The sequence below is a fragment of the Actinomadura sp. 6N118 genome (assembly GCF_044326415.1).
GTDB lineage: Bacteria > Actinomycetota > Actinomycetes > Streptosporangiales > Streptosporangiaceae > Spirillospora.
Genome location: NZ_JBIRAZ010000013.1, coordinates 158069 through 183955 on the forward strand (window position 1 = coordinate 158069; position 25887 = coordinate 183955).

General features: G+C 72.3%; 21 protein-coding genes. 14 read left to right on the forward strand and 7 right to left on the reverse strand.

Features of this window, described 5'->3' with window-relative positions; all coding sequences use genetic code 11:
- Positions 1 to 11: 11 nt before the first annotated feature.
- From ACH34W_RS31350 to ACH34W_RS31375, 6 genes are read right to left on the reverse strand one after another with little or no spacing between them, the layout of a single operon-like run.
- Positions 12 to 608, reverse strand: a complete 597-nt coding sequence (locus ACH34W_RS31350; protein ID WP_395964738.1) for an SIS domain-containing protein — start codon at positions 606 to 608, stop codon at positions 12 to 14.
- Positions 605 to 1819: a glycosyltransferase gene (locus tag ACH34W_RS31355; RefSeq protein ID WP_395964739.1), complete on the reverse strand. Its 1215-nt coding sequence runs from the start codon at positions 1817 to 1819 to the stop codon at positions 605 to 607. Before ACH34W_RS31355 ends, ACH34W_RS31350 begins: the two co-directional genes overlap by 4 nt.
- Positions 1816 to 2811 carry a glycosyltransferase gene (locus ACH34W_RS31360; RefSeq protein ID WP_395964740.1) on the reverse strand — a complete coding sequence of 332 codons (996 nt, stop codon included), beginning with the start codon at positions 2809 to 2811 and terminating at the stop codon, positions 1816 to 1818. Before ACH34W_RS31360 ends, ACH34W_RS31355 begins: the two co-directional genes overlap by 4 nt.
- Positions 2808 to 3800: a glycosyltransferase family 9 protein gene (locus tag ACH34W_RS31365; RefSeq protein ID WP_395964741.1), complete on the reverse strand. Its 993-nt coding sequence runs from the start codon at positions 3798 to 3800 to the stop codon at positions 2808 to 2810. The genes ACH34W_RS31360 and ACH34W_RS31365 overlap by 4 nt, the downstream gene beginning before the upstream one ends.
- Positions 3797 to 5314 (reverse strand): HAD-IIIA family hydrolase, encoded by a 1518-nt coding sequence (locus ACH34W_RS31370; RefSeq protein ID WP_395964742.1) that lies wholly within the window; start codon positions 5312 to 5314, stop codon positions 3797 to 3799. The genes ACH34W_RS31365 and ACH34W_RS31370 overlap by 4 nt, the downstream gene beginning before the upstream one ends.
- A complete protein-coding gene (locus ACH34W_RS31375) occupies positions 5311 to 6960 on the reverse strand; it encodes a carbamoyltransferase (RefSeq protein ID WP_395964743.1) in 1650 nt (549 codons plus the stop codon). Before ACH34W_RS31375 ends, ACH34W_RS31370 begins: the two co-directional genes overlap by 4 nt.
- Positions 6961 to 7284: 324 nt before the next feature.
- Between ACH34W_RS31375 and ACH34W_RS31380 the strand changes: the two genes are divergently transcribed.
- From ACH34W_RS31380 to ACH34W_RS31400, 5 genes are all read left to right on the forward strand, one after another.
- Positions 7285 to 8172 (forward strand): glycosyltransferase family 2 protein, encoded by an 888-nt coding sequence (locus tag ACH34W_RS31380; RefSeq protein WP_395964744.1) that lies wholly within the window; start codon positions 7285 to 7287, stop codon positions 8170 to 8172.
- Positions 8173 to 8211: 39 nt separating this feature from the next.
- Complete coding sequence (locus ACH34W_RS31385) at positions 8212 to 9039, forward strand: glycosyltransferase family 2 protein (protein ID WP_395964745.1); 828 nt, start codon at positions 8212 to 8214, stop codon at positions 9037 to 9039.
- 138 nt (positions 9040 to 9177) lie between these two features.
- Positions 9178 to 9633 (forward strand): flavodoxin family protein, encoded by a 456-nt coding sequence (locus ACH34W_RS31390; RefSeq protein WP_395964746.1) that lies wholly within the window; start codon positions 9178 to 9180, stop codon positions 9631 to 9633.
- Between the two features lie 41 nt (positions 9634 to 9674).
- A complete protein-coding gene (locus ACH34W_RS31395) occupies positions 9675 to 10856 on the forward strand; it encodes a zinc-dependent alcohol dehydrogenase (protein ID WP_395964747.1) in 1182 nt (393 codons plus the stop codon).
- 186 nt (positions 10857 to 11042) lie between these two features.
- Positions 11043 to 14294 (forward strand): HEAT repeat domain-containing protein, encoded by a 3252-nt coding sequence (locus tag ACH34W_RS31400; protein ID WP_395964748.1) that lies wholly within the window; start codon positions 11043 to 11045, stop codon positions 14292 to 14294.
- A 48-nt stretch (positions 14295 to 14342) separates the two neighbouring features.
- Here ACH34W_RS31400 and ACH34W_RS31405 read toward each other — a convergent pair whose 3' ends face one another.
- Entirely contained in the window at positions 14343 to 14762 is a 420-nt protein-coding gene (locus tag ACH34W_RS31405; protein ID WP_395964749.1) for a hypothetical protein, read from the reverse strand.
- Between the two features lie 174 nt (positions 14763 to 14936).
- On the opposite strand from ACH34W_RS31405, the gene paaZ reads away from it, so the two are divergent.
- The 9 genes from paaZ to pgi all read left to right on the forward strand — a co-directional run bounded on the left by paaZ (position 14937) and on the right by pgi (position 25787).
- The gene (gene paaZ / locus ACH34W_RS31410) at positions 14937 to 16970 is read left to right on the forward strand and encodes a phenylacetic acid degradation bifunctional protein PaaZ (RefSeq protein WP_395964750.1); all 2034 of its coding nucleotides are present in this window, start codon (positions 14937 to 14939) and stop codon (positions 16968 to 16970) included.
- Positions 16971 to 17030: 60 nt separating this feature from the next.
- Positions 17031 to 17642 carry a helix-turn-helix domain-containing protein gene (locus ACH34W_RS31415; RefSeq protein ID WP_395964751.1) on the forward strand — a complete coding sequence of 204 codons (612 nt, stop codon included), beginning with the start codon at positions 17031 to 17033 and terminating at the stop codon, positions 17640 to 17642.
- Between the two features lie 89 nt (positions 17643 to 17731).
- On the forward strand, positions 17732 to 18898 hold the full coding sequence (locus tag ACH34W_RS31420; RefSeq protein ID WP_395964752.1) for an NAD(P)/FAD-dependent oxidoreductase: 1167 nt from the start codon (positions 17732 to 17734) through the stop codon (positions 18896 to 18898).
- Positions 18895 to 19212, forward strand: coding sequence for a (2Fe-2S)-binding protein (locus ACH34W_RS31425; RefSeq protein WP_395964753.1), 318 nt, complete (start codon positions 18895 to 18897; stop codon positions 19210 to 19212). Before ACH34W_RS31420 ends, ACH34W_RS31425 begins: the two co-directional genes overlap by 4 nt.
- Positions 19212 to 20633, forward strand: coding sequence for an NAD(P)/FAD-dependent oxidoreductase (locus ACH34W_RS31430; protein ID WP_395964754.1), 1422 nt, complete (start codon positions 19212 to 19214; stop codon positions 20631 to 20633). Before ACH34W_RS31425 ends, ACH34W_RS31430 begins: the two co-directional genes overlap by 1 nt.
- Positions 20630 to 21559 carry a dihydrodipicolinate synthase family protein gene (locus ACH34W_RS31435; RefSeq protein ID WP_395964755.1) on the forward strand — a complete coding sequence of 310 codons (930 nt, stop codon included), beginning with the start codon at positions 20630 to 20632 and terminating at the stop codon, positions 21557 to 21559. The genes ACH34W_RS31430 and ACH34W_RS31435 overlap by 4 nt, the downstream gene beginning before the upstream one ends.
- Positions 21559 to 22560 carry a proline racemase family protein gene (locus ACH34W_RS31440; RefSeq protein ID WP_395964756.1) on the forward strand — a complete coding sequence of 334 codons (1002 nt, stop codon included), beginning with the start codon at positions 21559 to 21561 and terminating at the stop codon, positions 22558 to 22560. Before ACH34W_RS31435 ends, ACH34W_RS31440 begins: the two co-directional genes overlap by 1 nt.
- 34 nt (positions 22561 to 22594) lie before the next feature.
- Entirely contained in the window at positions 22595 to 23992 is a 1398-nt protein-coding gene (locus tag ACH34W_RS31445; protein ID WP_395964757.1) for an aldehyde dehydrogenase (NADP(+)), read from the forward strand.
- Positions 23993 to 24143: 151 nt separating this feature from the next.
- Complete coding sequence (pgi, locus tag ACH34W_RS31450; protein WP_395964758.1) at positions 24144 to 25787, forward strand: glucose-6-phosphate isomerase; 1644 nt, start codon at positions 24144 to 24146, stop codon at positions 25785 to 25787.
- The last annotated feature ends 100 nt before the right edge of the window (positions 25788 to 25887 follow it).

The window sequence follows — 25887 nt, forward strand, 5'->3', positions numbered from 1 at the left end:
GGTACACCTGCTTACTTCCGTACTCCCAAGGTCTCGTCGACGACGCCGCAGAGCAGATGGACGGCGGCCAGGTGGATCTCCTGGACCGTGGACGTGGTCCCCGCGTCCACCATGATCGCGTCGTCGCAGGCCGCGGTGAGCGGGTTGGGGCCGGGGCCGGTGATCGCCCAGGCGGTCACCCCGATGCGGCGGGCGACGTGCGCGGCCGCGATCACGTTGGGGCTGCGGCCGCTGGTCGACAGGCAGATGAGCACGTCGCCGCTGCGCCCGTGCGCCTGGACCTGGCGGGCGAAGACGTTGACCGGGCCGTAGTCGTTCCCGATGGCGGTGGCCGCGGAGGTGTCGGCGTGCAGCGGGATCGCCGCCAGGGGGCGGCGGTCGGTCTCGAAGCGCCCCACCAGCTCGGCCGTCAGATGCTGGGCCTCGGCCGCGCTGCCCCCGTTGCCGCAGGCGAGCAGCCTGCCGCCACGGCCGAGCACGTGACCGAGATGGCGTCCCCAGGCGATGACGGTCGGCGTCCACTCCCGGAAACGCAGCGCCGCGTCGGCCAGCGCCTCCAGTTTCTGTTCCTGTTTCTGCTCCTGCTGGGCGGCGACGCGCGGGCTCATACCGGCACCTCGCACCGTGCCATGGCCCGTGAATAGACCGAGACCGTGTCGCGGCCGATCCGCTCCCACGAGTAGCACGACCGCGCCCGGTCCGCCCCGGCCACTCCCATCGCCGCCCGGAGCGCAGGGTCGGCGAGCAGTTCCCGGATGCAGGTCGCGGCCTGGACGGCACGGCGCGGCGGTACGTGGACGCCCGTCACCCGGTCGATCACCGTGTCGACGTGGCCGCCGACGCCGGTCGCCACCACGGGCACCCCGCATGCCATGGCCTCCAGCGGGACCATGCCGAACGGCTCGTACCAGGGCAGCGTGACGACCAGGTCCGCCGACCGCAGCAACTCGGGGACGTCCCTCCGGCCCACCCGGCCCAGGAAGGACACCCGGCCGGTGACGCCGGCCGCCGCCGCGACGCCGCGGAGCCGCCGGACCTCGGCGTCGCCGTCGAGTTGCGCCTTGGGCGGCCCGCCCGCGACGAGCAGTTCGGCCTTCGGCACGCGGACGAGCGCTTCGATGGCGGTGTCGACGCCCTTGCGTTCGACCAGCCGGGACAGGGCGACGAGCCGGGGTCTGCCGTTCGCCGGGGTGGCGGGCCCGCCTGGACCGAACCCCTCCAGATCGACTCCGCAGGGGACGACGGTGATCCGGTTCCTCGGGACGCCCATCCGGATGAGCTCACCGGTCTCGTCGGAGCAGGTGGCGATGACGGCGTCCGCGGTCCGGCCGATCGCCCGTTCGAGCCGGATGCGCCCCGGCGGGCTGGTGTCCTTGCCGCCCTGGTGGCGGCGCTTGACGGTGCCGAGCGCGTGGTACGTCTGGACCACCGGCAGCCGCGGCGTCAGCGCGTCGGCGGCCTGGATCGCCGCCAGCCCGCTCATCCAGAAGTGAGCATGGGCGATGTCCGGCGGCGCGTTCGACCACCGCTCCGCCAGGTAGCGTCCGAAGTCCGGCATGTACGGCAGCAGCCTGTCCTTCGGCACCGGCTCGGGCGGCCCGGCGGGGACATGCTCGACGGTCACGCCGGGGGCCAGCCGGACCCGCGACGGCAATCCGGCGGCGTCCCGCCGCGTGTAGACGGTGACGTGGTGACCCTGCCGGCCGAGCTCAGCGGCGAGGTCGGCGACGAACACGTTCTGCCCGCCGGCGTCCGCGCCGCCCAGCCCGTCGATGGCGGCGAGCGGGCTCGCGTGCTCGGAGACCATGGCTATCTTCATCGGGTCACCTCCGTGAGAATGCGGTTCCAGTCGCGCAGGAAGCGCGGCAGTGCGTACCGTTCGAGTGCGGCCGCCCGTGCCTCCTCGCCCATCTGGCGGGCGCGGAGCGGGTCGGCGACGAGCGAACGGGCGGCGGCGGTGAGCGTGTCGACGCGGGTCGACACCACGCCCGCCTCGGGCGGGACGGCCTCGATCGCCTCGGTGGTGGCCAGGGCCACGACCGGCAGGCCGAGCATCATGGCCTCGATGAGCGCCAGCCCGAGCGACGTCCACCGGTAGGGGTGGACGTAGACGCGGCGGCGCGCGAGCTCGGCGTGCATCCGGCCCTGCGGCAGGTCCTCGAAGGTCCACAGCGACTCGGCCGGGACACCCAGCCGGCCGGGGACGCCGGCGACGTTCATGCCGAACAGGTCGATCGGCACGTTGCGGGCGAACTCGGCGAGCAGGTCGGTCCCGGCCACCCTGCCGCGGCGCAGGGGGTCGTTGACGACCACGCCCGCGCGCGGCCAGTGGCCCTCGAACCGGTAACCCGGATCGACGATCCCATGCTCGATGACCGTGGTCGGCGCCCGGCCGCAGTTCCAGAAGAGCTGGTTGAAGTGGGTGACGTGCACCACCGGGATGTCCGACCGGTCATGAAGGAAGTGGCGGCTGTCCGGCACGACCTCGTCCGGTGAGCTCGCGTCGGCCGGTGTCCGGCGCGGGGTGTCGTGCTCGACATAGACGGCCGGGATGTCGCGCCCCGGCCGCCTGCCCAGCCACTCCTCGGTGAGGGCGATCTCGTGCGGCCGCTGGAGCACGACGACGTCCACGTCCTCGTCCCGCAGCCGGTCGTGAGGCACCTCGAGCGCGTGGTCCGGCCAGGTGAAGGTCTCCGGGCGGCCCTTCCCGTCAGGGCCGCGGTCCCGTGTGACCGGAACGAGCGTGGTGTGCTTGCCGTGGACGAACGACGTCGCCCACGATCCGTGCACGTGCCACAGCAGCACTCTCATCGGCTGATCAGCTCCTCCAACGCGGCGACGACCTGGCCGGCCGTGACGGAGGACAGGCAGGGATGCCCCGCCACCGGGCACTCCCGGGCCCTGCTGTCACGGCAGGGCGCCTCCTGGTCGCCCAGCAGCGCGACCGGCACGCCGTGCGGCGCCCACCGGGCGGCGGGCACGGTCGGCGCGAACAGCGAGACCACCGGGGTGCCGGCCGCCGCCGACAGGTGGGCCGGGCCGGTGTTCCCGGCGACCACGGCGTCGGCCCCCGCCAGCACCGCCGCGAGCTCGGGAAAGGCGGTCCTGCCACCGAGGTCCAGGCCGTCGGTGCCCGCGACGTACGCCGTCAGCTCCTTCTCGTCGCGGTGACCGGTCACGACGACGCGGTGACCCGATGCGGCGAGGCCGGCCACCGCCTCGGCGCAGCGTTCCGGCGGCCAGGCGCGTGCGGGGACCGAGGTGCCGGGATGGACGACGACGTAGCCGGGGCCGCCGGTGAGCGCGGTGATGTCGGGGAGCGGCCCGCGGATCCGCGGGCGGGTGTCGGCGGGCGCCGGGAAACCGGCCGCCGTCGTGAGCGCCAGCATGCGCAGCGTCTCCGGGATGTCGTCCTCGCACCGGTGCCTCAGATCGAGCAGCGACCCGGGATAGTCGTCGCTGATGCCGCCGATCCAGGGGATCCCCGCAAGGCGGAACAGCAGCGCCAGCGGGAGCGGCGACTGGTGGAACGAGGTGAAGATGAGGGCGCGGTCGAACCCGCGGACCGCGCGGACGAGTTCGTCCGCCGCCGCTGCCTCGACCGGGCCGGGTTCGGGGTCGATCCAGGGCGCGCACCACTCGATGACGCCGTCGAGGCCGGGCAGCAGGTCGGCGGCCGCGCGGCCGCGCGGGCCGCACACCATCACGACCTCGTCCGCCCGCGCCGCGACGGCGCGCACGGCGGGCTCGGACAGCAGCACGTCCCCGAGATTGTCCAGGCGTACGACGAGGACCTTCACCGCGACCGCCTCTCCCCGAGGACACGGTCCACGGCGGCGCCCAGGTCGGGTGCGACCTCGGCGGCCCGGGCGATCTCCTCCAGCCGGGTCCGGCTGGTCGGCACCAGGATGCCGCGCGCCCCGGCGGCCTCCGCCGCGTCGATGTCCCGGCCGATGTCACCGATGACCACGCACTCCGAGGGGAGCGCGTCCAGCAGCCGGGCCGCCTCCTCGATCAGGGCCGGTCCCGGTTTGCGGCACCGGCAGCCGTCGGCGTCGTCATGGGGGCAGAACTCCCAGACGTCCACCTGCCCGAGGAGCTGCTCGACGCGTTCGTTGACCCGGTGCACGTCGTCGGCGCTGATCATGCCCTTGGCGACGCCCGACTGGTTGGAGACCACGCCGATCCGCAGGCCGCGCCGGCGCAGCCGGTCGAGCGCCTGGCGCGCGCCGGGCATCGCCTCGACCCGTGCCGGGTCCCCGTTGTACGGGACGTCGCGGATCAGCGTGTCGTCCCGGTCGAAGAGCACCACCCGGGTCCGTTGCCAGGGCGTCGCGTTCCGGTGCCGAGCCAGGCCGTGCAGCCGGTGCCAGACCGCCACGGGCGGGATGGCCATGCTGGTGACCAGCATGCGGGCGATCTCGGCGGGGGTCCGGGGTCCCGGTGCGATGCGGGCCGTGGCGAACTCCGCCGTCAGTGCCGCCCATAGGACGACCGCCGCCGTGGTCGCGGGCCTGGCGCCGGCGCGCCAGGCCGCGAGCGCCGCCAGCCCCGAACCGGTGGCGGCCAGGTGGCGGCGGAAGCGGCCCCGCCCGGCACGCGCGCGGTCCCGCCAGCCGCGGCCGTGCACCCGCCACATCAGCATGTCGTCCGCGTTGCCCGCCTGGACGCGCAGCGACGCCCAGAAACCCGCGGGGCGGGCCGGATGCGTCACCTGCCGGCCGCCGCGCACCAGGCGGTGCCCGGAGTCCATGACGCGCAGCGCCAGATCGGAGTCCTCCCGGTAGGCGCGGCGGAAACGTTCGTCGAAGCCGCCGACGTCGGCGAGCACCGAGCGGCGGTAGGCCATGTCGGCGGTGATCCAGGAAGCGCGGGCGAGCCCGGCGGTGTTCCGCTCCCAGTCCGTGGGCCGGCGCCCGCTGGGCAGCGGCACCATCACGCTCCCCTGGACACCGCCGACGTCGTCTGGGAGACCGGTGAGATCGGCGGCCGTCCGGGCGGGCCAGTCGGGCGCGGGCACGACGTCGTCGTCCATGAACACCACCCACTCCGTCGTGGCTGCGCGCCAGCCGGCGTTGCGGGCGGCGGCCGGCCCACGGCCGCCGGAACGGAGCACGCGGACCGTGTCGCCGGCGGTGTCCGGAAGCGGCAGCGGCGTGCCCGGGGCCGGCCGGTCGTCCACGATGAGGACCTCGGCGGGCTGTGGCCCGGACCCGGCCGCGAGTGACTCGATCAGCGTGCGCAGGCTCGGGCGGCCGACCGTGGGCACGACGACCGAATAGCTCGGCGGCGAATGGCTCGTCGGCGGGGTCATCCGGCGAACACCTCCCGCCGCCGCACGACGTACGGGCCGATGGCCAGCAGGTCGACTGGTGCGGATCCGAAGCATTCGAGGGCGTCGCGCGGGTCGTCGACCATCGGCCTGCCCGCGGTGTTGAGGCTGGTGTTGACCACGACCGGCAGCCCGGTGCGGACCCGGAAGGCCTCGAGGAGATCCGCCACCAGCGGGTCGTCGGCGGGCGAGACGGTCTGGATCCGCGCGGTGCCGTCCACGTGGACGACGGCCGCTATCCGGTCGCGCCAGTCCGGTCTGACGCGGTGAACGAACAGCATGTACGGGCTGGGCAGTGGCCCCTCGAAGATCTCCGCGGCGTGGTCGAGGGCGACCATCGGCGCGATCGGGCGGAACTGCTCGCGCCCTTTGACCGCGTTCAGCCGTTCCAGGTTTCCGCGGTGGCCCGGGTGGGCCAGCAGGGACCGGTGGCCGAGGGCGCGCGGCCCCCATTCGCTGCGTCCCTGGAACCAGGCGACGATCTCGTTGCGCGCCAGCGCGTCGGCGACGACGGCGGCGAGATCGTCCGGGCGTTCGTAGGGAATCCGGGCGGTGTCGAGGCGGGCGGCCAGCTCCCGGTCGTCCCATCCGCGGCCGAGTGCGGCGCCGGGCATGGGTTCGATGGGCTCACCGGCCTCCTGAGCGACGTGCAACGCCGCGCCGAGCGCCGTGCCGGCGTCGCCGGCGGCCGGTTGCACCCAGATCTCGTCGTAGATCCCCGCCTCGGCGAGCCGGGAGTTGGCGACGCAGTTGAGCGCCACGCCGCCGGCCATCGACAACCGGCGCGAGCCCGTGCGGCCCTGCAGCCAGGCGGCGAGGTCCAGGATGACCTCTTCCAGCCTGGCCTGGACGCTGGCGGCGAGGTCGGCATGGTCGTCGGTCATCTCGGTGATCCCGCAGTCCGGCTTCCGTGCCTTCGCGAGTGCGCCCCAGTCGACCGGATCGACGGCGAACCCGCCGTCATCGGTGGCGCGCACCCGCTTGCGCATCTCGTCGAGGAAGCGCGGCTCGCCGTACGAGGCCAGAGCCATCACCTTGTACTCGTCGCTCGAACGCAGGAAGCCCAGGTGCTGGGTGAGCTCCTCGTACATGAGGCCCAGCGAGTGCGGGAGCGCCTGCGCGCTCAGGCTCGTGAGCGCACCGTCGCGGTAGGTGCCGGACAGGTGCGAATGAGCCTCGCCACGGCCGTCGAGCACCAGCACGTCACCGTCGCCGGGGCCGGGGGCGGCGAGCGCGGCGGACGCGGCGTGGGCGATGTGGTGGGGCACGTACCGGAACGAGCCTGCGTCAATGCCCGGTAGCGCCGTGGCGAGAAAGTAGGGTGCCCGCTGCGCGTAGAGGGTCCTCAGCTGCTCCCAGTGCTGGTCGTGCCCCGGCGTATCGCGTGCCGCCAGCCTGGGATCGTAGGAGTAGGCGATGACGTCGATGTCGCCTGCCTCGATCCCGGCGTGCTCAAGGCACCAGCGGGCCGCCATCTCGGGCAGCTCCCAGGCGGAGAATGGCACCGGGCGTTTGCCGTGTTTGCGGCGGCTGAACCGTTCCTCGTCCGCCGCGGCGACCACCCTGCCGTTCACCACGAGCGCGGCGGCGGGGTCATGAAAGATCGAGTTGATACCGAGAATGCGCATGCGAAACTCCGTTCGGGACGGGGAAGCTGCCATGGGCATGGCAGGTACTGACCATGGGCATGGCGCGCTCAGCCATCGGCGGGGCGGAGGATGCCTGCGTCTTAGGCATCGGGCTGCCCGAGAGCCGGATCCGGCTCTGCGAATCACCTATAGGTGATTTCGCATTTGCAGGCATTACCCGGCGAAGGTTGGTCAAACCATGCGTTCCAGGAGCCTTGCCGTGGACGTAACGAACGGTGGGGTCCCATTTATCGGGTGTTTACCGAGTGGCCTGGGATGTCCTTCGTGACGGTTGTGCGCGAATCGGCGGGGTACGGGCGATTCATGTGTGTCACTGTCGTCCTCATCACCCGCGACCGGCGCCAGAGCCTGCTCGCCACGCTGGCGAAGCTGCGCGACCTGCCCGAACGCCCGCCGGTGATCGTCGTCGACAACGCCTCACGGGACGGCTCCGCCGACGCCGTCGCCGCCGCCTTCCCCGAGTACGTGCTGCTGCGGTCGAAGGTCAACCTCGGCGCGGTCGCGCGCAACGTCGCCGTCGACCATGTACGGACGCCGTACGTGGCGTTCTGCGACGACGACACCTGGTGGGAACCGGGAGCGCTGACACGCGCCGCGGACCTGCTCGACGCCCATCCCCGGGTGGCCGTCATCACTGGCCGGATCCTCGTGGAGCCCGGTGGCCGGGAAGATCCGATCGTCGTAGAACTGCGTGACTCGCCGCTGCCCCGGCTGGCGGGTCTTCCTGGGCCGGCCCTGGGCTCGTTCCTGGCGGGCGCCTCGATGCTCCGCGCCGACGCCTTCCGCGCGGCCGGGGGCTTCTCGCCCCGGCTGTGGCTCGGCGGCGAGGAGGAACTGCTCAGCGCCGACCTGCTGACCAGAGGCTGGCATATCTGCTACGCCGAAGACGTCCTCGTGCATCACCAGCCCTCACGGCTCCGCGACCCCCATCTGCGCCGCCGCCACGGCATCCGCAACACGCTCTGGACCACCTGGCTCCGCCGGTCGCCCGGCACCGCGCTGCTCCGTACCGGGCGCCTGCTCGGCACGCTTCCGCGCGACCGGGTCACCGGCGCCGCGCTCGTTGAGGCGGCCGCCGGGATTCCGTGGGTGTTGCGGGAACGGCGAACCTTGCCGCGGCACGTCGAGGAGTGGTTGCGCACACTCGACGAACCGCAGCGGCGCTCGCGCGCCCGGCAGTACGTCAGCTAGGGGAAGCTCGGTTAGGGGAAAGCTCGGTTAGGGGGAGCAATGGCCGACGTGACGATCGTCGTGGCCACGAAGGACCGTGAGGAGGATCTGCGCCGCAGCCTGCGCCACCACACCGTTCCCGTCATCGTCGTGGACAACGCGTCGAGCGACGGCACGGCGCAGGTGGCGGTGGACGCGGGCGCGCGCCTCGTACGCCTGGCGAGCAATCTCGGGGCCGCCGCCCGCAACGTCGGGGTCGAGCAGGCGACCACCCGGTACGTGGCGTTCGCCGACGACGACTCCTGGTGGGCGCCCGGCGCGCTGGACCACGCGACGAAGATCCTGGACGCCCATCCGCGCACCGCGCTGCTCGCGGCCCGCGTCCTGGTCGGCGAGGAGGAGCGGCTGGACCCCGTCTCCGGCGGGATGGCGCGCTCGCCCCTCGGGCGTCCCGCGGGTCTGCCTGGCCAGGCCGTACTCGGCTATCTCGCCTGCTCGATCATCGTGCGCCGCGACGCCTTCCTCGGCGTCGGTGGCTTTTCCGAGGTGTTGCACTTCGGTGGCGAGGAGGAACTGCTCGCCCTCGATCTCGCCGCCGCGGGCTGGGGCCAGGCGTACCTGCCCGAACTGGTCGTCCATCACCACCCCGCCAGGCAGGGTCGTGACCATCAGTGGCGACGCCGCCGGGAAGCACGGAACCGCCTGCTGACCGCCTGGCTACGGCGCCCGCTGCCCGCGCTCGCAAGGGCAGCCGCCGGCTCGCTGCGCACCCCGGAGGGCAGGCGCGGAACGGCCGACGCCGTCCGGGCGCTGCCGTCGGTCTTCCGTGCCCGCCGTCCGGTGCCGCGTGCGGTCGCCGAGGCCCGTGCGAGCCTGGACGGCTACTGAGCCCGCTGGGTGGGGCGATCAACCGTGCCGGCAAACAGTCGCAAAGAGGCCGGAAAGGGCCGTTTGCAGGCTGTTGCTCGGGTAGGGGAGGCGTCGAACGACTTTCGACCAGCGCCCCTTCGACGAAGAGGAGTCCCCGTGCGGGCCGTCGTCATCAACTGCACGTTGAAGCGCTCGCCCGAGCAGTCCAACACCGAGGCGCTGGCCGCCGTGGTGATCGAGGAACTGCGGGAACGCAAGGTCGAGGTCGAGACCATCCGTGCCGTCGATCTCAACATCCCGCCGGGGGTGAACACCGACGACGACGGCAGGCCTGTCCTCTACAACCGGGTGGCGGGCGTGGTCGTCACCGGCAACGAGGACGGCGCCCACCACGTCATCAACAATCTCAGCGGCGCGCTGAACGAATTCGGCTACACGATTCCCGGGCAGGCCTGGACCTACTGGAACAAGGGCCCCGGGCCCGGTCCGAGCTTCCTGGAGACCGATGAGGGCCGCGACTGGTCGATCACGACCGGGCGGGCCATGGCGTCCAACCTGGTGGCGGTCGCCACCGCCCTGGCCGAGCGGCCCGTTCCGGCGCCGCCGTCGTAGCCGCCGTCGTCAGCCGCCCTCGTGAGCAGAGGAGAGACTCGATGAAGGCAGTCACCTGGCACGGCAAGCGGGACGTCCGTGTCGACGAGGTCGCGGATCCCGCGATCAAGGAACCGACCGACGCGATCGTGCGGATCACCACGACCGCGATCTGCGGCTCGGACCTGCACCTCTACGAGGTTCTGGGACCGTTCATCGGTGAGGGGGACGTGCTCGGGCACGAGCCCATGGGGATCGTCGAGGAGGTCGGCGCGGACGTCTCACACATCAGTGTCGGCGACCGGGTCGTGATTCCGTTCAACATCTCCTGCGGCCACTGCCACATGTGCGACATGAAGCTGTTCGCGCAGTGTGAGACCACGCAGGTGCGCGAGCAGGGCACCGGCGCGGCGCTCTTCGGCTACACCAAGCTGTACGGAGAGGTCCCCGGCGGGCAGGCCGAGTTCCTGCGCGTACCACAGGCGCAGTTCGGGCCGATCAAGGTGCCGGAGGGGCCGCCGGACGAGCGCTTCCTCTACCTGTCCGACGTGCTGCCGACCGCATGGCAGGCCGTCGAGTTCGCCGACGTTCCCGAGGGCGGCAGCGTGACGGTGCTCGGGCTCGGCCCGATCGGGCAGATGGCCGCGCGCATCGCGCGGCACCGCGGCCGCCAGGTCGTCGGCGTCGACCTCGTCCCCGAACGCCTGGAGATGGCGCGGCGGCACGGTATCGAGGTCGTCGACGGCGCGCGGACCGGCAATGTGCCCGAGGCGATCCGCGACATGACCGGCGGCCGGGGCACCGACTCGGTCATCGAGGCGGTCGGCATGGAGGCGCACGGCTCGCCGTTCGGCAAGCTCGCCCACACGATCACCGGTTTCGTGCCGGACCGCGCCGCCGCCCCGCTGATGTCGCGGATGGGCATGGACCGGCTCGCGGCGCTGCACGACGCCATCGAGATCGTGCGCCGGGGCGGCACGATCTCGATCGTCGGCGTGTACGGCGGGATGACCGACCCGCTGCCGATGTTGCAGATGTTCGACAAGGGCATCACGCTGCGGATGGGCCAGGCCCACGTCAAGCGCTGGATCGACGACCTGATGCCGCTCCTGACCGGCGACGGCGATCCGCTGGGCGTGGAGGACCTCGCCACGCACAAGCTGCCGCTTGACCGGGCCCCACACGGATACGAGATCTTCCAGAAGAAGAAGGACGGCGCCATCAAGGTGCTCCTCAACCCGTGACGCGGTATGCGCGGCACCCGGAACTTGACCCCCGGGTTGCCGGGACGGCGGGGGATAGGCCATCATCGTCGGCATGATCTCCAGGAAGGGCGGTCTCCGCCCGGGCCGTTGAGCCCCATGCGGCCGGTCACGACACCGGCTGACGAACTGCTGGCACGTGTTGAACACCTCCCCTACCCGCAACGCATGCGCGAACTCGCGCTCCACGCGCGACGTCACCGGGGGAGCCCGGCGTTCCGCTCCCTTCTCGGGGAGCTCGCCGCACGAGAACACTACGAACGCCGCACCGCCCTGCACATGGCCATGGCGGCGCGTGACCTGACCCACATCGAGGCCGTCCTCGCAGGCCCTGATCTGCGACTGCGGCGCGCGGCCCTGCGAGCCGTACGAACGCTGCCGGTCTCCGACGACGCGGCTGCGGCGGTCCTCGACGACGCTCCGACGGATCTGCGCCGGGCGTTCTACCGGACCCTTCTGCACAGCCGGCGGGAGGCTCTCGCCGATCGGCTGCTGCCCGAGGTTCGCGAACGCTGGGGTGAACGTGAGGCTGGGGCGCTGCTGCCGGCCTGCTCGTCGGGCCTCGTCGCGGAGATGCTCCCCGATCTGGCGCACGGCGTCACCGCGTGGCGTGCCCTTGGCGGACGCCATCCGGTCGCGTTCCTCGACGCCGCCGACCGCGAACTGCGCCAGGTCGCATACCCCTACCGGTGGTGGAGGCGCGGCAGGCGTGCTTTCGCGGCTGCCGCGCTGGCCGAGCCATTGCGTGCGATGTCGCTGCTGGAGAAGCACAGGCTCGACAACTGGGCTGCGGGGATCCCCCCGCAGGTCATCACCGCGCTGTTCGCGGCGGACCCCGTCCGCGCCGGACGGCTGGCGCGCGTCGGCTACCGGCGCGGCCGGCGCACCCTGCCCATTGCCTGCCTCGCACGCTGGCGTGTGTGCCCGGACGAGGAACTCTTCGCCGCGGCTCCAACCGACGCCCACGGGCTTGTCGCTTTCCTCAAGTTGGTGCCGCCGAGCCGCCGCGAGCCGGTGTACGACGCGGTGCTGGAACGCAGGGGCGGCGAGTTCCCAGGGCTGCACGCCATGAAGGTCCTGGCGTGGCTTCCGCCGGGACGGGCGGCTGCGGAGGCGCGGCGGATGCTCGACTGGCACGGCTCGGTCTGGCACTCGGCGCGTTCCCAGCTCGACGACCCGGAGATCCCGCTCAAACTCACCGCGCATCTCCCGTACGAGGAGGCCGCCGGGCCGCTCCGGGAGGCCGCGCTGGGCGGTGACCCGCGGCGGCGCGGGCTGGCGAGGACGCTGCTCGTGGGGTGCGCCGCCCGCACCGGCGATCCGGAGATCCTGCACGGGCGGGTCGTGGAACTCGTCCACCGCACCGCCAACGACCAGGACCCGCTGCGCGGCGCGCTGCTCACAGCCCTGGCGAAGGTCCGCCCGGTCCTTCTGACCGACGCCCACGCCACGCATCTGGAGGCGCTTGCGATCGCCGCGGTCGACTCCCGAGACAGTTCGGAGGAGACGAGGCACGCGCTTCGCATGCTGGCGGCCCGCATCCTGCGGCACCACGAGGCTGAGCGTTCTCCCGCGCTCATGGCGTGGGCCTTCGGCGTGTACGAGAAGCTGTTCGGGCGGCACGGCGCCGATGCGCTGTACGAGTTTCGCTTGGACCTCGTTCTGCGCCATGGCCAGGAAACGGAACTCGTCGAACGGCTGCGGCCGCATCTCCGCGCGGCACGCGAGCGTCAGGACTTCGAACCCGCGGTGTGGCTGGCGTGGTCGCTTGGCCGCCGGGCGCACGGGTTCGCCGAACTCCAGGACGACCTGCGAACAGCGGCCCTGTCGGCGCCGGAGCCGCTCGCCCATGCCGCCGCAAGCCTGTGGCTGTTCCATGCGCCCGACCGCGACGACCGGGCCGCCGGACTCCTCGCCGACGACCCGTCCGTCATCGGTGTCCCGGAAGTCTGGCGCGCCCTCTCCAGGCGTCGCACCGACCTCCTGCTCCCGCTGCTGGGCGGCACCGGTGAATGGGTGCCCGAAATCGCCGCGGGGGAGGCAGGCCGATGGACGCCGGGGCAACGCGCCCGCGTCCGGGCGGTGCTCAGCAGCACGGTCCGCGACGAGACCATGCCGTCCACAGCGAGGACGGCCGCCATCGCATCGCTGGGACGCCTGCCGGGCACTCTCAACGAGTTGACGGCCCTGGCCGGCCACGCCGATGGCGTTCTGGCCGAGGCGGCCATCGAGGCGCTCGCGCACACGGACGAGCCCGCCAAGGCATTGCCGACTCTCCTCACGCACGCGCGAGGACTCACGTCCAAGGTGGCTGTGGCCGCCATGGCCCGCTGCGGTGAGTCGGTGCGGCCGTCCATCCTCGGGCCGCTCCTGGCGGAGGCTCTCTCCGGGCCTGACAGCAAGGTGACCGTGCGCAAGCAGGCGGCGCGGCAGCTCGCACGGCATCGGACGGAGGGCGCCGCCGACGTCCTGCTGCGAGCATGGCGGGATCCAGCGCTGCACCGGGACGTGCGGGTGGCCGTGGCGGTCGCGTTGCGCTGGATGCCCGAGGATCCACGTGCCTTGGCGGCGCTCGGCGACGCAGCGGGCCCGTATGCCGGGGAGCTGCTGCTGCGCACCCTCTACCAGGCGCAGCCCGTGGAATATGGTCCCGCGCACCGGCCACGGTACGCCGCACTGGTCCGGAGCCTGCTGGGGGCTTCGGAGCTTCCGGGCGTACGGTTCCGTGCCTCGCGGGCGTTCGCCACGTGGGCCCCCTGGTACGAGGGCGGCTACGCCGACATCCTCGAAGCCGTCGGTGATCCTGCGGCGCCCGCCGAGAAGACCGAGCTGCCGGTCATGCTCGCGCTGCTCGGCACCGGCGAGCTCGGCGAGGAGGTGCTCCCGGTGCTCGACCGCCTGCTGGCCGCCGGGCTCGACGAGGTCGCCCGCTCCCGGATCGACCGGATCACCTCGTACCTCTCCGGGCACAGGACCCCCAGCCGCAAGGCGCTCGCGCGCCGGGCGGCCGAGCGGCTGTCCGCCCATCCGCTCCATGTGCAGGAGGCCGCCAGGCTGTACGTGTCCCTGCTCCCCGTCCCCACCGGCGCCGAGGACACCCCGTCTCCGGAGAAGCTCGCCGATGAGCTGGTCGATCTCGCACGCCTGCTCCGGGACAGACCCGCACATGCGGGGCGGCTCGCGGGCGGCAGCCTCCAGTCGCGGTTCCGCTCCCGGGTCGAGCCGCCCGCCCTCTTGCCGGCGGCGCGGCGCCTGGCGGGCGAGGGCCATTTCGTGGCCGAGCTCTTCGCCGTCACCCTCGTCCAACGAGCCGGGCCCGAGGCGGACTGGCGGCCGGAATGGCGGGATTTGCTGGAGACCTTGCGCCGGTCCGAGCACATCGAGATCCGCCAGGAGGCGTGGGATGTCCACGCCTCCTGAGAACGCCTCTGAGGGTGAGGCCTCGCTCGTCCAACTGCCGGGGACCGTTCAGCGGCTGCGGCGCAGTGCCAGGTACTGCAGTCCGGCGAAGCCCGCGACGGTCCCCGCTTGGAGGATTGCCCAGGTCGCGCCGACCGCGTTGAGCGACAACCAGCCGGCGACCACCGTGACGACGCTCAGCACCGTCCACAGGAGGTTGGCCTCGATCACGGCGGTGACGGCGACGCGGTTGGCCTGGGCGGGGATCGAGATCGCCCAGACCGCGACCGCGTAGACCAGGAGGAAGGCCCCGAGCGCGTAGGAATGGGCGGTGCTCAGCCCGAGGAGGTCGTCGAGCGGCCTGGCCAGCGCCAGATAGGCCAGGCCGTTGGCCCCCGTCACCACCGCGTCCAGGCGCAGGGCCACCTTCATGAGCCTGCGGCCGTCGGCGAAGATCCCGGCATCGGTGACAGAGCGCGTGGTGGTCATAGGAATTCCCCTTCCGGAGGATCAGCGTCGTTTCGATCTCGACGCCTCCGACGCTATGAGGGAGCTGGTAGCGGGGGCGATTACCTGGGAGGTAGCCCCATCCGGGTTTCCAAGGCGTGAGAGACCGGGAATCGTGGCAGGAGACAAGGACGAACGTGGACGAGGAGGTCCCCGGTGGTTGCGCTGCGCAGTTATGTGTCCGGTTCCTGGCACTCTCCAGCAGACGAGGGCGTGGCGTTGCCGGACGCGGTGACGGGCGAGGAGGTCGCCCGGATCTCCTCGGAGGGCGTGGACATGGGAGCCGCCCTGGAGTACGGCCGCCGGACGGGCGGGCCGGCCCTCCGCGAGCTGACCTTCCACCAGCGTGCGGCCCTGCTCAAGGCCCTCGCCTCACATCTGCGGGAACACCGGGACGAGTTGTACGAGCTGTCGGCGCGCACCGGGGCCACCCTTAACGACTCCAAGTTCGACATCGATGGCGGCATCGGCGTGCTGTTCGGCTATTCGAGCAAGGGCCGCCGCGAGTTGCCGAACGACACCTTCCTCGTCGAAGGGGACGTGGAGCCGCTGGGCAAGGGCGGCACCTTCGTCGGCCAGCACCTCTGCACCCCCATGCTGGGCGTGGCCGTGCAGATCAACGCGTTCAACTTCCCGGTCTGGGGTCCGCTCGAGAAGCTCGCGCCGGCCTTCCTCGCCGGAATGCCGAGCCTGATCAAGCCGGCCAGCCAGACCGCGTACCTGTCGGCGCGCATGATCGAGCTCGTCGTGGAGTCCGGCATCCTGCCCGAGGGTTCGGTGCAGCTCGTCTGCGGCGACGCCCGTGACCTGCTCGACCATCTGACCGAGCAGGATCTGGTGGCCTTCACCGGGTCGGCCTCCACAGCCCAGCGACTGCGCACCCATCCTGCCGTGGTGGGCCGTTCCGTCCGCTTCAACGCCGAGGCGGACTCGCTGAACTGCTCGATCCTCGGCCCGGACGCGGCACCCGGGACGCAGGAGTTCGATCTCTTCGTCAAGCAGCTCGTCACCGAGATGACCGTCAAGGCGGGCCAGAAGTGCACCGCCATCCGCCGTGCCCTGGTGCCCGGTCCGCTGATGGACGACGTCGCGGAGGCCGTGCGGGAACGGCTGGCGAAGGTGACCGTGGGCAACCCGGCGAACCCGGACGTGCGGATGGGCGCGCTGGCGAGCCTCGACCAGCGCGAGGAGGTGCGGCGCTCGCTCAAGGCGCTGCTGGACGCCGGGCGCGTGGCGTTCGGCGACCCGGATCACCTCAGCCCGGTGGACGCCGACGCCGAACGCGGCGCGTTCATGTCCCCGATCCTGCTGCGCGCCGACGACCCCGGCCGCTCCGAGCCGCACGAGGTGGAGGCGTTCGGTCCCGTCAGCACGCTGCTCCCGTACGCGGGTGCCGGGCAGGCCGTCGAACTGGCGGCGCGCGGCCGGGGCAGCCTGACCGGATCGATCGTCACCGCCGACGCGGAGTTCGCACGCGAGGTCGTCTTGGGCATCGCACCCTGGCACGGCAGGCTGCTCGTCCTCAACAGCGAGGACGCCAAGGAGTCAACCGGCCATGGTTCGCCCCTGCCCGCCCTGGTCCACGGCGGACCGGGACGCGCCGGCGGCGGCGAGGAGATGGGCGGCATCCGCGGTGTCCTGCACCACATGCAGCGCACCGCCGTGCAGGCCGGACCGGCCATGCTCACCGCCCTCACGGGCCGCTGGGTCCCGGGCACCGACCGGACCGTCACCGAGGAGCACCCTTTCCGCAAGCACCTGGAGGATCTGCGCATCGGCGACACCGCGGTCGGCGGGCCGCGCACGGTCACCCTGGAGGACATCGAGCACTTCGCCGAGTTCACCGGCGACACCTTCTACGCCCACATGGACGAGGAGTCGGCCAAGGCCAACCCGTTCTTCAACGGCCGGGTCGCGCACGGCTACCTGGTCGTCTCGTTCGCCGCCGGGCTCTTCGTGTCGCCCGACCCCGGCCCGGTCCTCGCCAACTACGGCCTGGAGAATCTCCGCTTCCTCACGCCGGTCTACCCCGGGGACGAGCTGACCGTGACCCTCACCGCCAAGCAGATCACCCCACGCGGAGGCACCGGATACGGCGAGGTCCGCTGGGACACCGACGTCACCAACCAGGACGGCGCCTCAGTGGCCAAATACGACGTCCTCACCCTGGTGGCCTCACGATCGGAGTAAAGGCGTCTGTCGCTCGTATACTTCGTTCGGCAAAGCGAACGAAGTTGAGGGAGGCGGCTCGTGGGGGCTTCGGAAGAGTCGGTGCGGGACCTGCTGGCCGCCAATCTCAGGCGCGCCCGGACCGAGCGCGGGCTGTCGCTGTCCGAGCTGTCCCGCCGTTCCAAGATCGGAAAGGCCACGCTCTCGCAGCTCGAAGGCGGTTCGGGCAACCCCACGATCGAGACGGTGTTCAGCCTGTCGCGGGCGCTGGAGGTGCCGATCTCCGATCTGCTCGACCAGCCGCGCGGGAACGGGCTCACCGTGGTGCGCTCCGCCGACGTGCAGGTGCTCAGTGGTGAAGGGATCGACCTGCGGCCGCTGCGCGGCATCGAGTCCGGCGACGCCATCTTCGACGTCTATGACCAGCAGGTACGGGCGGGTTCGCGGCAGGACTCGCTCGGCCACGTCGGGACCGAGCACACCATCGTGCAGGCGGGCAGGCTGGGTGTTCGGGTGGACGATGGTGAGGTGGAGCTCGGGCCGGGCGACTATGTCGGCTTCGACGCCCGCCTCCCGCACAGCTACACCGCCCTGGAGGGGCCGGTGCGTTCGGTCCTGCTCTTGCAGTACCGCACTGACCAGCGGCTTCACGGGACCCGTACGCAACCGCCCTGCCTGGTCGAAACGCCGTGATGCGAATCGCGAGCGATCGTTGACAGTGTCCGGGTCGCCGCCCTAGCCTCGACATCGTTCGGTTTAACGAACGGTGCCGGGAGGGGTCTGTGGCCGGAGCGCGGGTCGTGGTGCTGGGCGCCGGGATCATCGGCGCCGCCTGCGCCCGCGAGCTCGCCCGGGCCGGGCACGCGGTGACCGTCCTGGACCGGGGCGGCCCGGCGGCGGCGACCACGTCGCACGGTGAAGGCAACGTGCTCGTGTCCGACAAGGGCCCGGGTCCCGAACTGGAGCTGGCGCAGCTTTCGCGGCGGCTCTGGCCCGAGATCATCGCCGGGCATCCGGACGCCGGAGCTGTCGAGTGGGAGCCCAAGGGCGGCATCGTCGTCGCCATGACCGAGGCCGGCGCGCACGAACTCGGCCGTTTCGCCGCAAGCCAGCGCGCGGCGGGCGTCGTGGCCGAACCCATGGACGACGCCGCGCTCGCCGCGGCCGAGCCCAACGTCACCCGTGACTTCGCCGCCGCCGTCCACTACCCCGAAGACGCGCAGGTCCAGCCTGCCGGAGCGGCGAGCGCCCTGCTGGCCGGCGCTCTCCGCGCCGGAGCCACGCTGCGCACGGGCTGCGACGTCCTGACGGGCGTCGTGCGCGGTGGACGCGTCACCGCCGTGCGCACTTCCGCGGGCACCTTCGAAGCCGATGTCTTCGTCAACGCCGCCGGGCCGTGGTCGGGAGAGCTGGCGCGCAGGCTCGGCGCACCCATCGGCGTGCGCCCCCGGCGCGGCGAGGTGCTCGTGACGGCGCCCATGCCGCCCACGGTCTTCCACAAGGTCTACGACGCCGACTATGTGGGCGCGGTCGGCAGCGGCGCGGAGGAGCTCCAGTCGTCGGCGGTCGTGGAGTCCACCCGGGCCGGGACGATCCTGCTGGGCTCATCGCGCCGCCGGGTGGGCTTCGACGACCGGATCCGCCCCGAGGTGCTCTCGGTGATCGCGCGCAAGGCGCTGCGGCTCTTCCCGTGCCTGGACGGCGTCCCGGTGATGCGCGCGTACGGCGGGTTCCGCCCGTACGTACCCGATCATCTCCCGGTCATCGGGCCGGACCCGCGGCTCGCGGGACTCTGGCACGCGACCGGGCACGAGGGCGCCGGGATCGGGCTCTCCGTCGGCACCGCCGCCGTCCTGCGCGACCTGCTGCACGACCGGAAGCCGGAGATCGACGCCGCGCCGTTCCGGGTGGACCGGCCCGCCGTGCTGGGCGAAGGGGAGGACCTGTGACCCCGAGGTTTGTCCGCCGCGAGGACGACGCCGCCGGTCGCCGCCCGGACACGCCCATCGAGATCACCGTGGACGGCGCCCCGGTCGCGGGCGTGGCGGGACAGACGATCGCCGGGGTGCTGCTCGCCGGCGGCCGCCACGCCTGGCGCCAGGGCCCGACTGGTGCGCCACGGGGGGTCTTCTGCGGGATCGGCGTCTGCTTCGACTGCCTGGTCACCGTCAACGGCGACCGCGACGTGCGCGCCTGCCGCCGTCGCGCCCTGGACGGCGACATCGTGGTCTCGCAGTCACGGGTGGAAGCGGAGGAGTCCTGATGACGCGGCACGTCGCCGTCATCGGTGCCGGACCGGCAGGTCTGGCCGCCGCTGCCGCCGCGCTCCGCGCGGGCGCCCGGGTCACGCTCATCGACTCCGCCGAACAGCCCGGCGGCCAGTACCACCGGATGTTGCCGGACGCCTTCGCCGCCGAACGGCCCGAGCGCCTGCACCACGGCTGGCGCGGCTTCGACCGGATGCGCCGCCACGTGCTCGGCCACCCGCGCTGCGGCTGGTGGCCTGAGAGCTCGGTCTGGTCCTTGGAGCGACCTGATCCGGGGGAGGCGCGACCGCCGCGCGTCCATGTGCTGCGTGGTCCGGCCGACGGGTCGGGGCGCGAGCGCCGTGTGCTCGACGCCGACGCGCTCGTGCTCGCCCCGGGCGCGCATGACCGGGTGCTTCCGTTCCCCGGATGGGATCTGCCGGGTGTGTTCACCGCAGGCGCGGCCCAGGCCCTCGCCAAGGGGGAACGCCTCGTTGTCGGCGACCAGGTGGTCGTCGCCGGGTCCGGACCGTTCCTTCTGCCAGTAGCCGCCTCCCTTCTGGAAGCGGGGTCCACCGTCCTGGAAGTGCTGGAGGCCAATCCCGCCGCCACGGTGACGCGCGGCTGGGCGCGGCGGCCATGGGAGCTCGCCTCCCACGGGGACAAGGCCGCCGAGCTCGCCGAATACACCGGTCTGCTCGCCCGGCACCGCGTTCCCTACCGCATGGGCCGCGCCGTCACCGAGGCACGCGGCGAAGGCCGGGTCGAGGAGGCCGTCATCGCGCGGCTCCGCGCCGACTGGTCGGTGATCCCCGGCACCGAGCGGACGGTCCCGGTGGACGCCGTCTGCGTCTCGCACGGCTTCAGCCCGCAGCTCGAACTCCCGGTCGCCGCAGGCTGTGAGCTGCGCGACGCCGCGTTCGTGCTCGTGGACGACGATCAGCTGACCACGAGCCCGAGGGTGTACGCGGCGGGCGAGATCACCGGGATCGGCGGCGCCCCGGCGGCCCGGATCGAAGGGCTGCTGGCCGGATGGTGCGCCGCCGGCGGTGAACCCGGCGTACCGGAGATCCGGCGGCTGCGCCGCCGTCGCGACCAGGCTCGCGCGTTCGCCGAGCGGCTCGCCGCCGCGCACCCGATCGGAACGGCCTGGAGCAGCTGGATGCGCCCGGAGACCGTCGTGTGCCGTTGCGAGGAGACCTCGTACGACACGATCTGCCGCGCCGCCGGCGACCAGGCGGGCGGCTCGTTCCACGCAATGAAGCTCGGGACTCGCGCCGGGCTCGGCCCGTGCCAGGCCCGCGTCTGCGGCCCCACGGTCGCCGAGTTGCTCGCCCGTCACGGCATCACCGCCACACCCCATCACCGACCCATCGCCCAGCCCATCCGGCTCGGCGAGCTGGCACGACGCCCGCACGAGGAAGAGAGCGCCCCATGAGCACCAACACGATCAAGAGCCTCGGCGGCGTCATCGTCGCCACGGCGCTGCCGTACCGCGAGGACGCCTCGGCGCCCGCCGGGCTCGCGGTCGACTACGACCGGTACGCCGAGCACTGCCGCTGGCTGGTCGACAACGGCTGCCGAGGCGTCGGCCCGAACGGCTCGCTCGGCGAATACTCCTCGCTGACCGACGAGGAACGCCGCCGCGTCGCCCGCACGGCGATCGAGACGGTCGGGGACGACGGCGTCGTCGTCGTGGGCGTGCACGGCCCCGGAGCCCACCAGGCGAGGCACTGGGCCGAGCTCGCGGCGGAGGACGGCGCCGACGGCGTGCTGTGCCTGCCGCCGACGATGTACCGCGCCAACCGCAGCGAGGTCATCGCGCACTTCGAGGCCGTCGCGTCGGCCGGCCTGCCGGTCATGGTCTACAACAACCCCATCGACACCAAGGTGGATCTCACCCCGGACCTGCTCGCCGAGATCGCGCAGATCGACAACGTGGTCGCGGTCAAGGAGTTCTCCGGCGACGTCCGCCGCGTTCTGGAGATCAAGGAGAAGGCCCCCCGGCTGGAGGTCGTCGCGGGCGCCGACGACGTGACCCTGGAGGCCCTGCTGATGGGCGCCACCGGCTGGTTCGCCGGATTCCCCAACGTCTTCCCGGCCGAGTCGGCACTGCTCTACGAACTGGCGACCACCGGCCGGCTGGCTGAGGCGCGGGAGCTGTACGAGCCGCTCGTCGCCGCGTTCCGATGGGACTCGCGCACCGAGTTCGTGCAGGCCATCAAGCTCGGCATGGAGCAGGTCGGCCGGTACGGCGGTCCCTGCCGCCCGCCGCGCGGGCCGCTCACCGAGGAGCACCGCGAGCAGGTCACCGCCGACATGGCCCGCGCGATCACCGCGCTCGAGAAGCGGAAGGCCGCCTGATGCGTGCGGTCCGGACCCTCAGCGCCGTCGACTCGCACACCGAGGGCATGCCGACCCGGGTCGTCACCGGCGGGGTCCCGCCCATCCCCGGCGACACGATGGCCGAGCGGCGGCTGTACGCCATGAAGCACCTCGACGGGCTGCGGCGCTTCCTGATGGACGAGCCGCGCGGGCATTCGGCGATGAGCGGCGCGCTGCTCCAGCCGCCGGTCCACCCGGACGCCGACTGGGGCGTGGTCTACATCGAGGTCAGCGGCTTCCTGCCGATGTGCGGGCACGGCACCATCGGCATCGCGACCGTCCTGGTCGAGACCGGCATGGTCGAGGTCACCGAGCCCGAGACCATCGTGCGGCTCGACGCCCCGGCCGGGCTGATCGAGGCCCGCGTGGCGGTGCGGGACGGGCGGGCGGAGCACGTCACCCTGCGCAACATCCCCTCGTTCTGCCTGGAGCAGGACGCGGTGGTGGACGTCCCTGGGTTCGGTGAGGTCCGATACGACATGGCGTACGGAGGCAACTTCTACGCCATCACGGACCTGGAACCTCTCGGCCTGCCGTTCGACCGCGCCCGCAAGGACGACATCCTCAAAGCGGGCCTGGACATCATGGCGGCGATCAACGAGCAGAACCCGCCCGTGCATCCAGAGGACCCGTCCATCGGCGGCAGCAAGCACGTGCAGTTCCTGGCGCCCGGCTCGGACGCGAAGCACTCACGCAACGCGATGGCGATCCACCCCGGATGGTTCGACCGGTCGCCGTGCGGCACCGGCACCTCGGCGCGGATGGCGCAGCTGCACGCCCGCGGCGAGCTGCCGCTGGACACCGAGTTCGTGAACGAGTCGTTCATCGGCACCCGGTTCATCGGCCGTCTCACCGGCACGACCGAGGTGGGCGGCCTGCCCGCCGTCGTCCCGGAGTTCTCCGGGCGCGCTTGGATCACCGGCACCGCCAACTACATGCTCGACCCGGCCGACCCCTTCCCTGAGGGTTTCGTCCTCTAGCGTGGGCTTTGTCGTCCAACGAAGGGAGCACCCCATGACCACGCCGGACCAGGCGGCGACAGCCGCCGCGGCCGCCGCAGGCCCGTGGGCCGCGGCACCACCCGAGACCCGGGCCGCCACGTTGACGGCGGTGGCCGACGCCCTGGAGGCTGCGCGGGCCGAGCTCGTCGCGCTGGCCGACGAGGAGTCGCATCTGGGGGAGACCCGGCTGAACGGGGAACTGACCCGCACCACGTTCCAGCTCAGGCTCTTCGCCGACGAAGTCCGCAAGGGCGAGTTCTATGACGCCCGCATCGACCGGCCCGACCCGGAGTGGTCCAGCGGACCACGTCCTGACCTGCGCCGATACCGCACTGCGGTCGGCCCGGTCCTGGTCTTCGCCGCGAGCAACTTTCCGTTCGCCTTCAGCGTCGCGGGCGGTGACACCGCCTCGGCGCTGGCCGCCGGATGCCCGGTCGTCGTCAAGGCGCATCCCGGCCATCCACGGCTGTCCCGCCGCACGGCGGAGATCATCAGCGCGGTCGTGCCCGAGGGGGTCTTCGGCCTGATCGAGGGCGAGCAGGAGGGCGTCGAGGCGCTCCGCCACCCGGCGATCACCGCCGCCGCGTTCACCGGCTCCCAGCGCGGCGGCCTGGCGCTTGCCCGCATCGCTGCCGAACGGCCCGTGCCCATCCCGTTCTACGGCGAGCTCGGCAGTGTCAATCCGGCCGTGGTCACCGCACAGGCGGCCAAGGCACGCGGCGAGGAGATCGCCAAGGGCTACGCCGGGTCGCTCACGCTCGGCGCCGGCCAGTTCTGCACCAACCCGGGGCTGCTGTTCGTGCCCGCGGGTGACGGCATCGTGGACCGGATCGCCGAGCTGGTCGGCGCGGTGGACGCGGCCCCGATGCTGAACGACCGCATCGAGACCGGTTACCTGTCCACCGCCGACACGCTCGCCGGCCGCCCGGGGGTGCGGCAGCTGGTCTGGTCGGACGACGCGAGCCCACGCCTGCTCACGATGAGCCTGGCGGACTTCGCCGCGGACAAGGACGTGGCGGGCGAGGAGTGTTTCGGCCCGCTCGGCATGGTGGTGACGTACGAGGATCTCGCGGACGTCACCGGAGTGCTCGCGTCCATGCCCGGCCAGCTCACCGCCTCCCTGCACGGCGAGGAGGGGGAGGCGCCCGAGCTCGCCGGCCTCGCGGCGGTGCTCACCGACCGCAGCGGCCGCGTCCTCTGGAACCAGTGGCCCACGGGAGTCTCCGTCACGTACGCGATGCAGCACGGTGGCCCGTTCCCGGCGACGACCACGCCCGCGACGACCTCCGTCGGCACCGCCGCGATCGAGCGGTTCCTGCGCCCGGTCACCTACCAGGGCTTGCCGCAGGACCTCCTGCCGCCACCCCTCCGCGACGACAACCCGTGGGGCGTCCCGCAACGCCGCAACTGACCGCGGTTCCGAACGCGCGCGGGAAGGAGGGGCGCGATCGGGCGGTTGGCAGGTGGGCGGCCTGCGATCACCTTATGATCGCAGGTCGGGGTATGGACCACCGGGGAGCGCCACCGGCGCTCTCCGGGATATGCGGGGAGATGAGTGGGTTATGGCTGATATCACCGAATCGTCCGAGTGGTCGGCGCTGGCCGAGCACCACACGACGCTGGCCGGGACGCACCTGCGCGAGCTGTTCGCCGGTGACCCCGGGCGGGCGGACCGGATGGCGGTGAGCGCGGGCGACCTCTACCTGGACTACTCCAAGCACAGGGTGACCGGCGAGACGATGCGGATGCTGGTGGCACTGGCCGAGCGGGCCGGGTTGCGGGAGCGGATCGACGCGATGTTCGCCGGCGAGCACATCAACGTCAGCGAAGACCGGGCGGTGCTGCACACGGCCTTGCGGCTGCCGCGCGACGCGCGGCTGAACGTGGACGGCCAGGACGTGGGGGCCGACGTGCACGCCGTTCTGGACACGATGGCGGACTTCTCCGGGCGGGTCCGCTCAGGGGAGTGGACGGGGTTCACCGGCAAGCCGATCCGCACCGTCGTCAACATCGGCATCGGCGGCTCCGACCTCGGCCCGGCGATGGCGTACGAGGCGCTCAGCGACTACGCCGACGCGGGGATCTCCGCCCGGTTCGTGTCCAACATCGACCCGGCCGACCTCTCCGGGAAGCTCCGGGGCCTGGACCCCGAGCAGACCCTGTTCATCGTCGCCTCCAAGACGTTCGGCACGCTGGAGACGCTCACCAACGCCAAGGTCGCCCGCGAGTGGCTCGTCGGCGCGCTGGGCGACGACAAGGCGGTGTCCCGGCACTTCGTGGCCGTGTCGACGAACGCGCAGCGGGTCGCCGACTTCGGCATCGACACCGACAACATGTTCGGCTTCTGGGACTGGGTGGGCGGCCGTTACTCCTTCGACGGCGCGATCGGCCTGTCGTTGATGATCGCCATCGGGGCGGACCGTTTCCGCGAGATGCTCGCGGGCTTCCACGCCATGGACGAGCACTTCCGCACCGCCCCGTTCGAGCAGAACATGCCGGTCCTGATGGGCATGCTCGGCATCTGGTACAACGACTTCTTCGGCGCCCAGACCCGTGCCGTGCTGCCCTACAGCCAGCGGCTCGCGCGCTTCCCCGCCTACCTCCAGCAGCTCACGATGGAGTCCAACGGCAAGTCCGTGCGCGCCGACGGCGCCCCCGTCGTCGCCCAGACCGGCGGGATCTTCTGGGGCGAGCCGGGCACCAACGGCCAGCACGCCTTCTACCAGCTGCTCCACCAGGGCACCCGGCTGGTGCCCGCCGACTTCATCGGCTTCGCCGAGCCGTTCGAGGACCACACCGCCGGCGACGCGGGCATGCACGACCTGCTGACCGCCAACCTCCTCGCCCAGACCTCCGCCCTCGCCTTCGGCAAGACCGCGGAGGAGATCGCCGCCGAGGGCACCCCCGCGGACGTCGTCTCGCACAAGGTCATGCCGGGCAACCGCCCCACGAACACCATCCTGGCGCCCAAGCTGACGCCCGCCACCCTGGGCCAGCTGGTCGCCCTCTACGAGCACATCGTGTTCGTCGAGGGCACGATCTGGGGCATCGACTCCTTCGACCAGTGGGGGGTCGAGCTCGGCAAGGTCATGGCCATGGACCTGGCGCCCGCGCTGACCTCTCCGGAGCCGCCCGCCGACGCGCCCGACCCGTCCACGGCGTCACTTGTGCGCCGCTACCGTGAATGGCGCGGCCGTCCGGCCTGAACCGCGACCCCATGACGGGCGATAAGCCCGGATGAACGCAATGACACGGACACAATGACAGGGCCCGCCGGATCGGGTAAAGACCGGCGGGCCGTGCGTT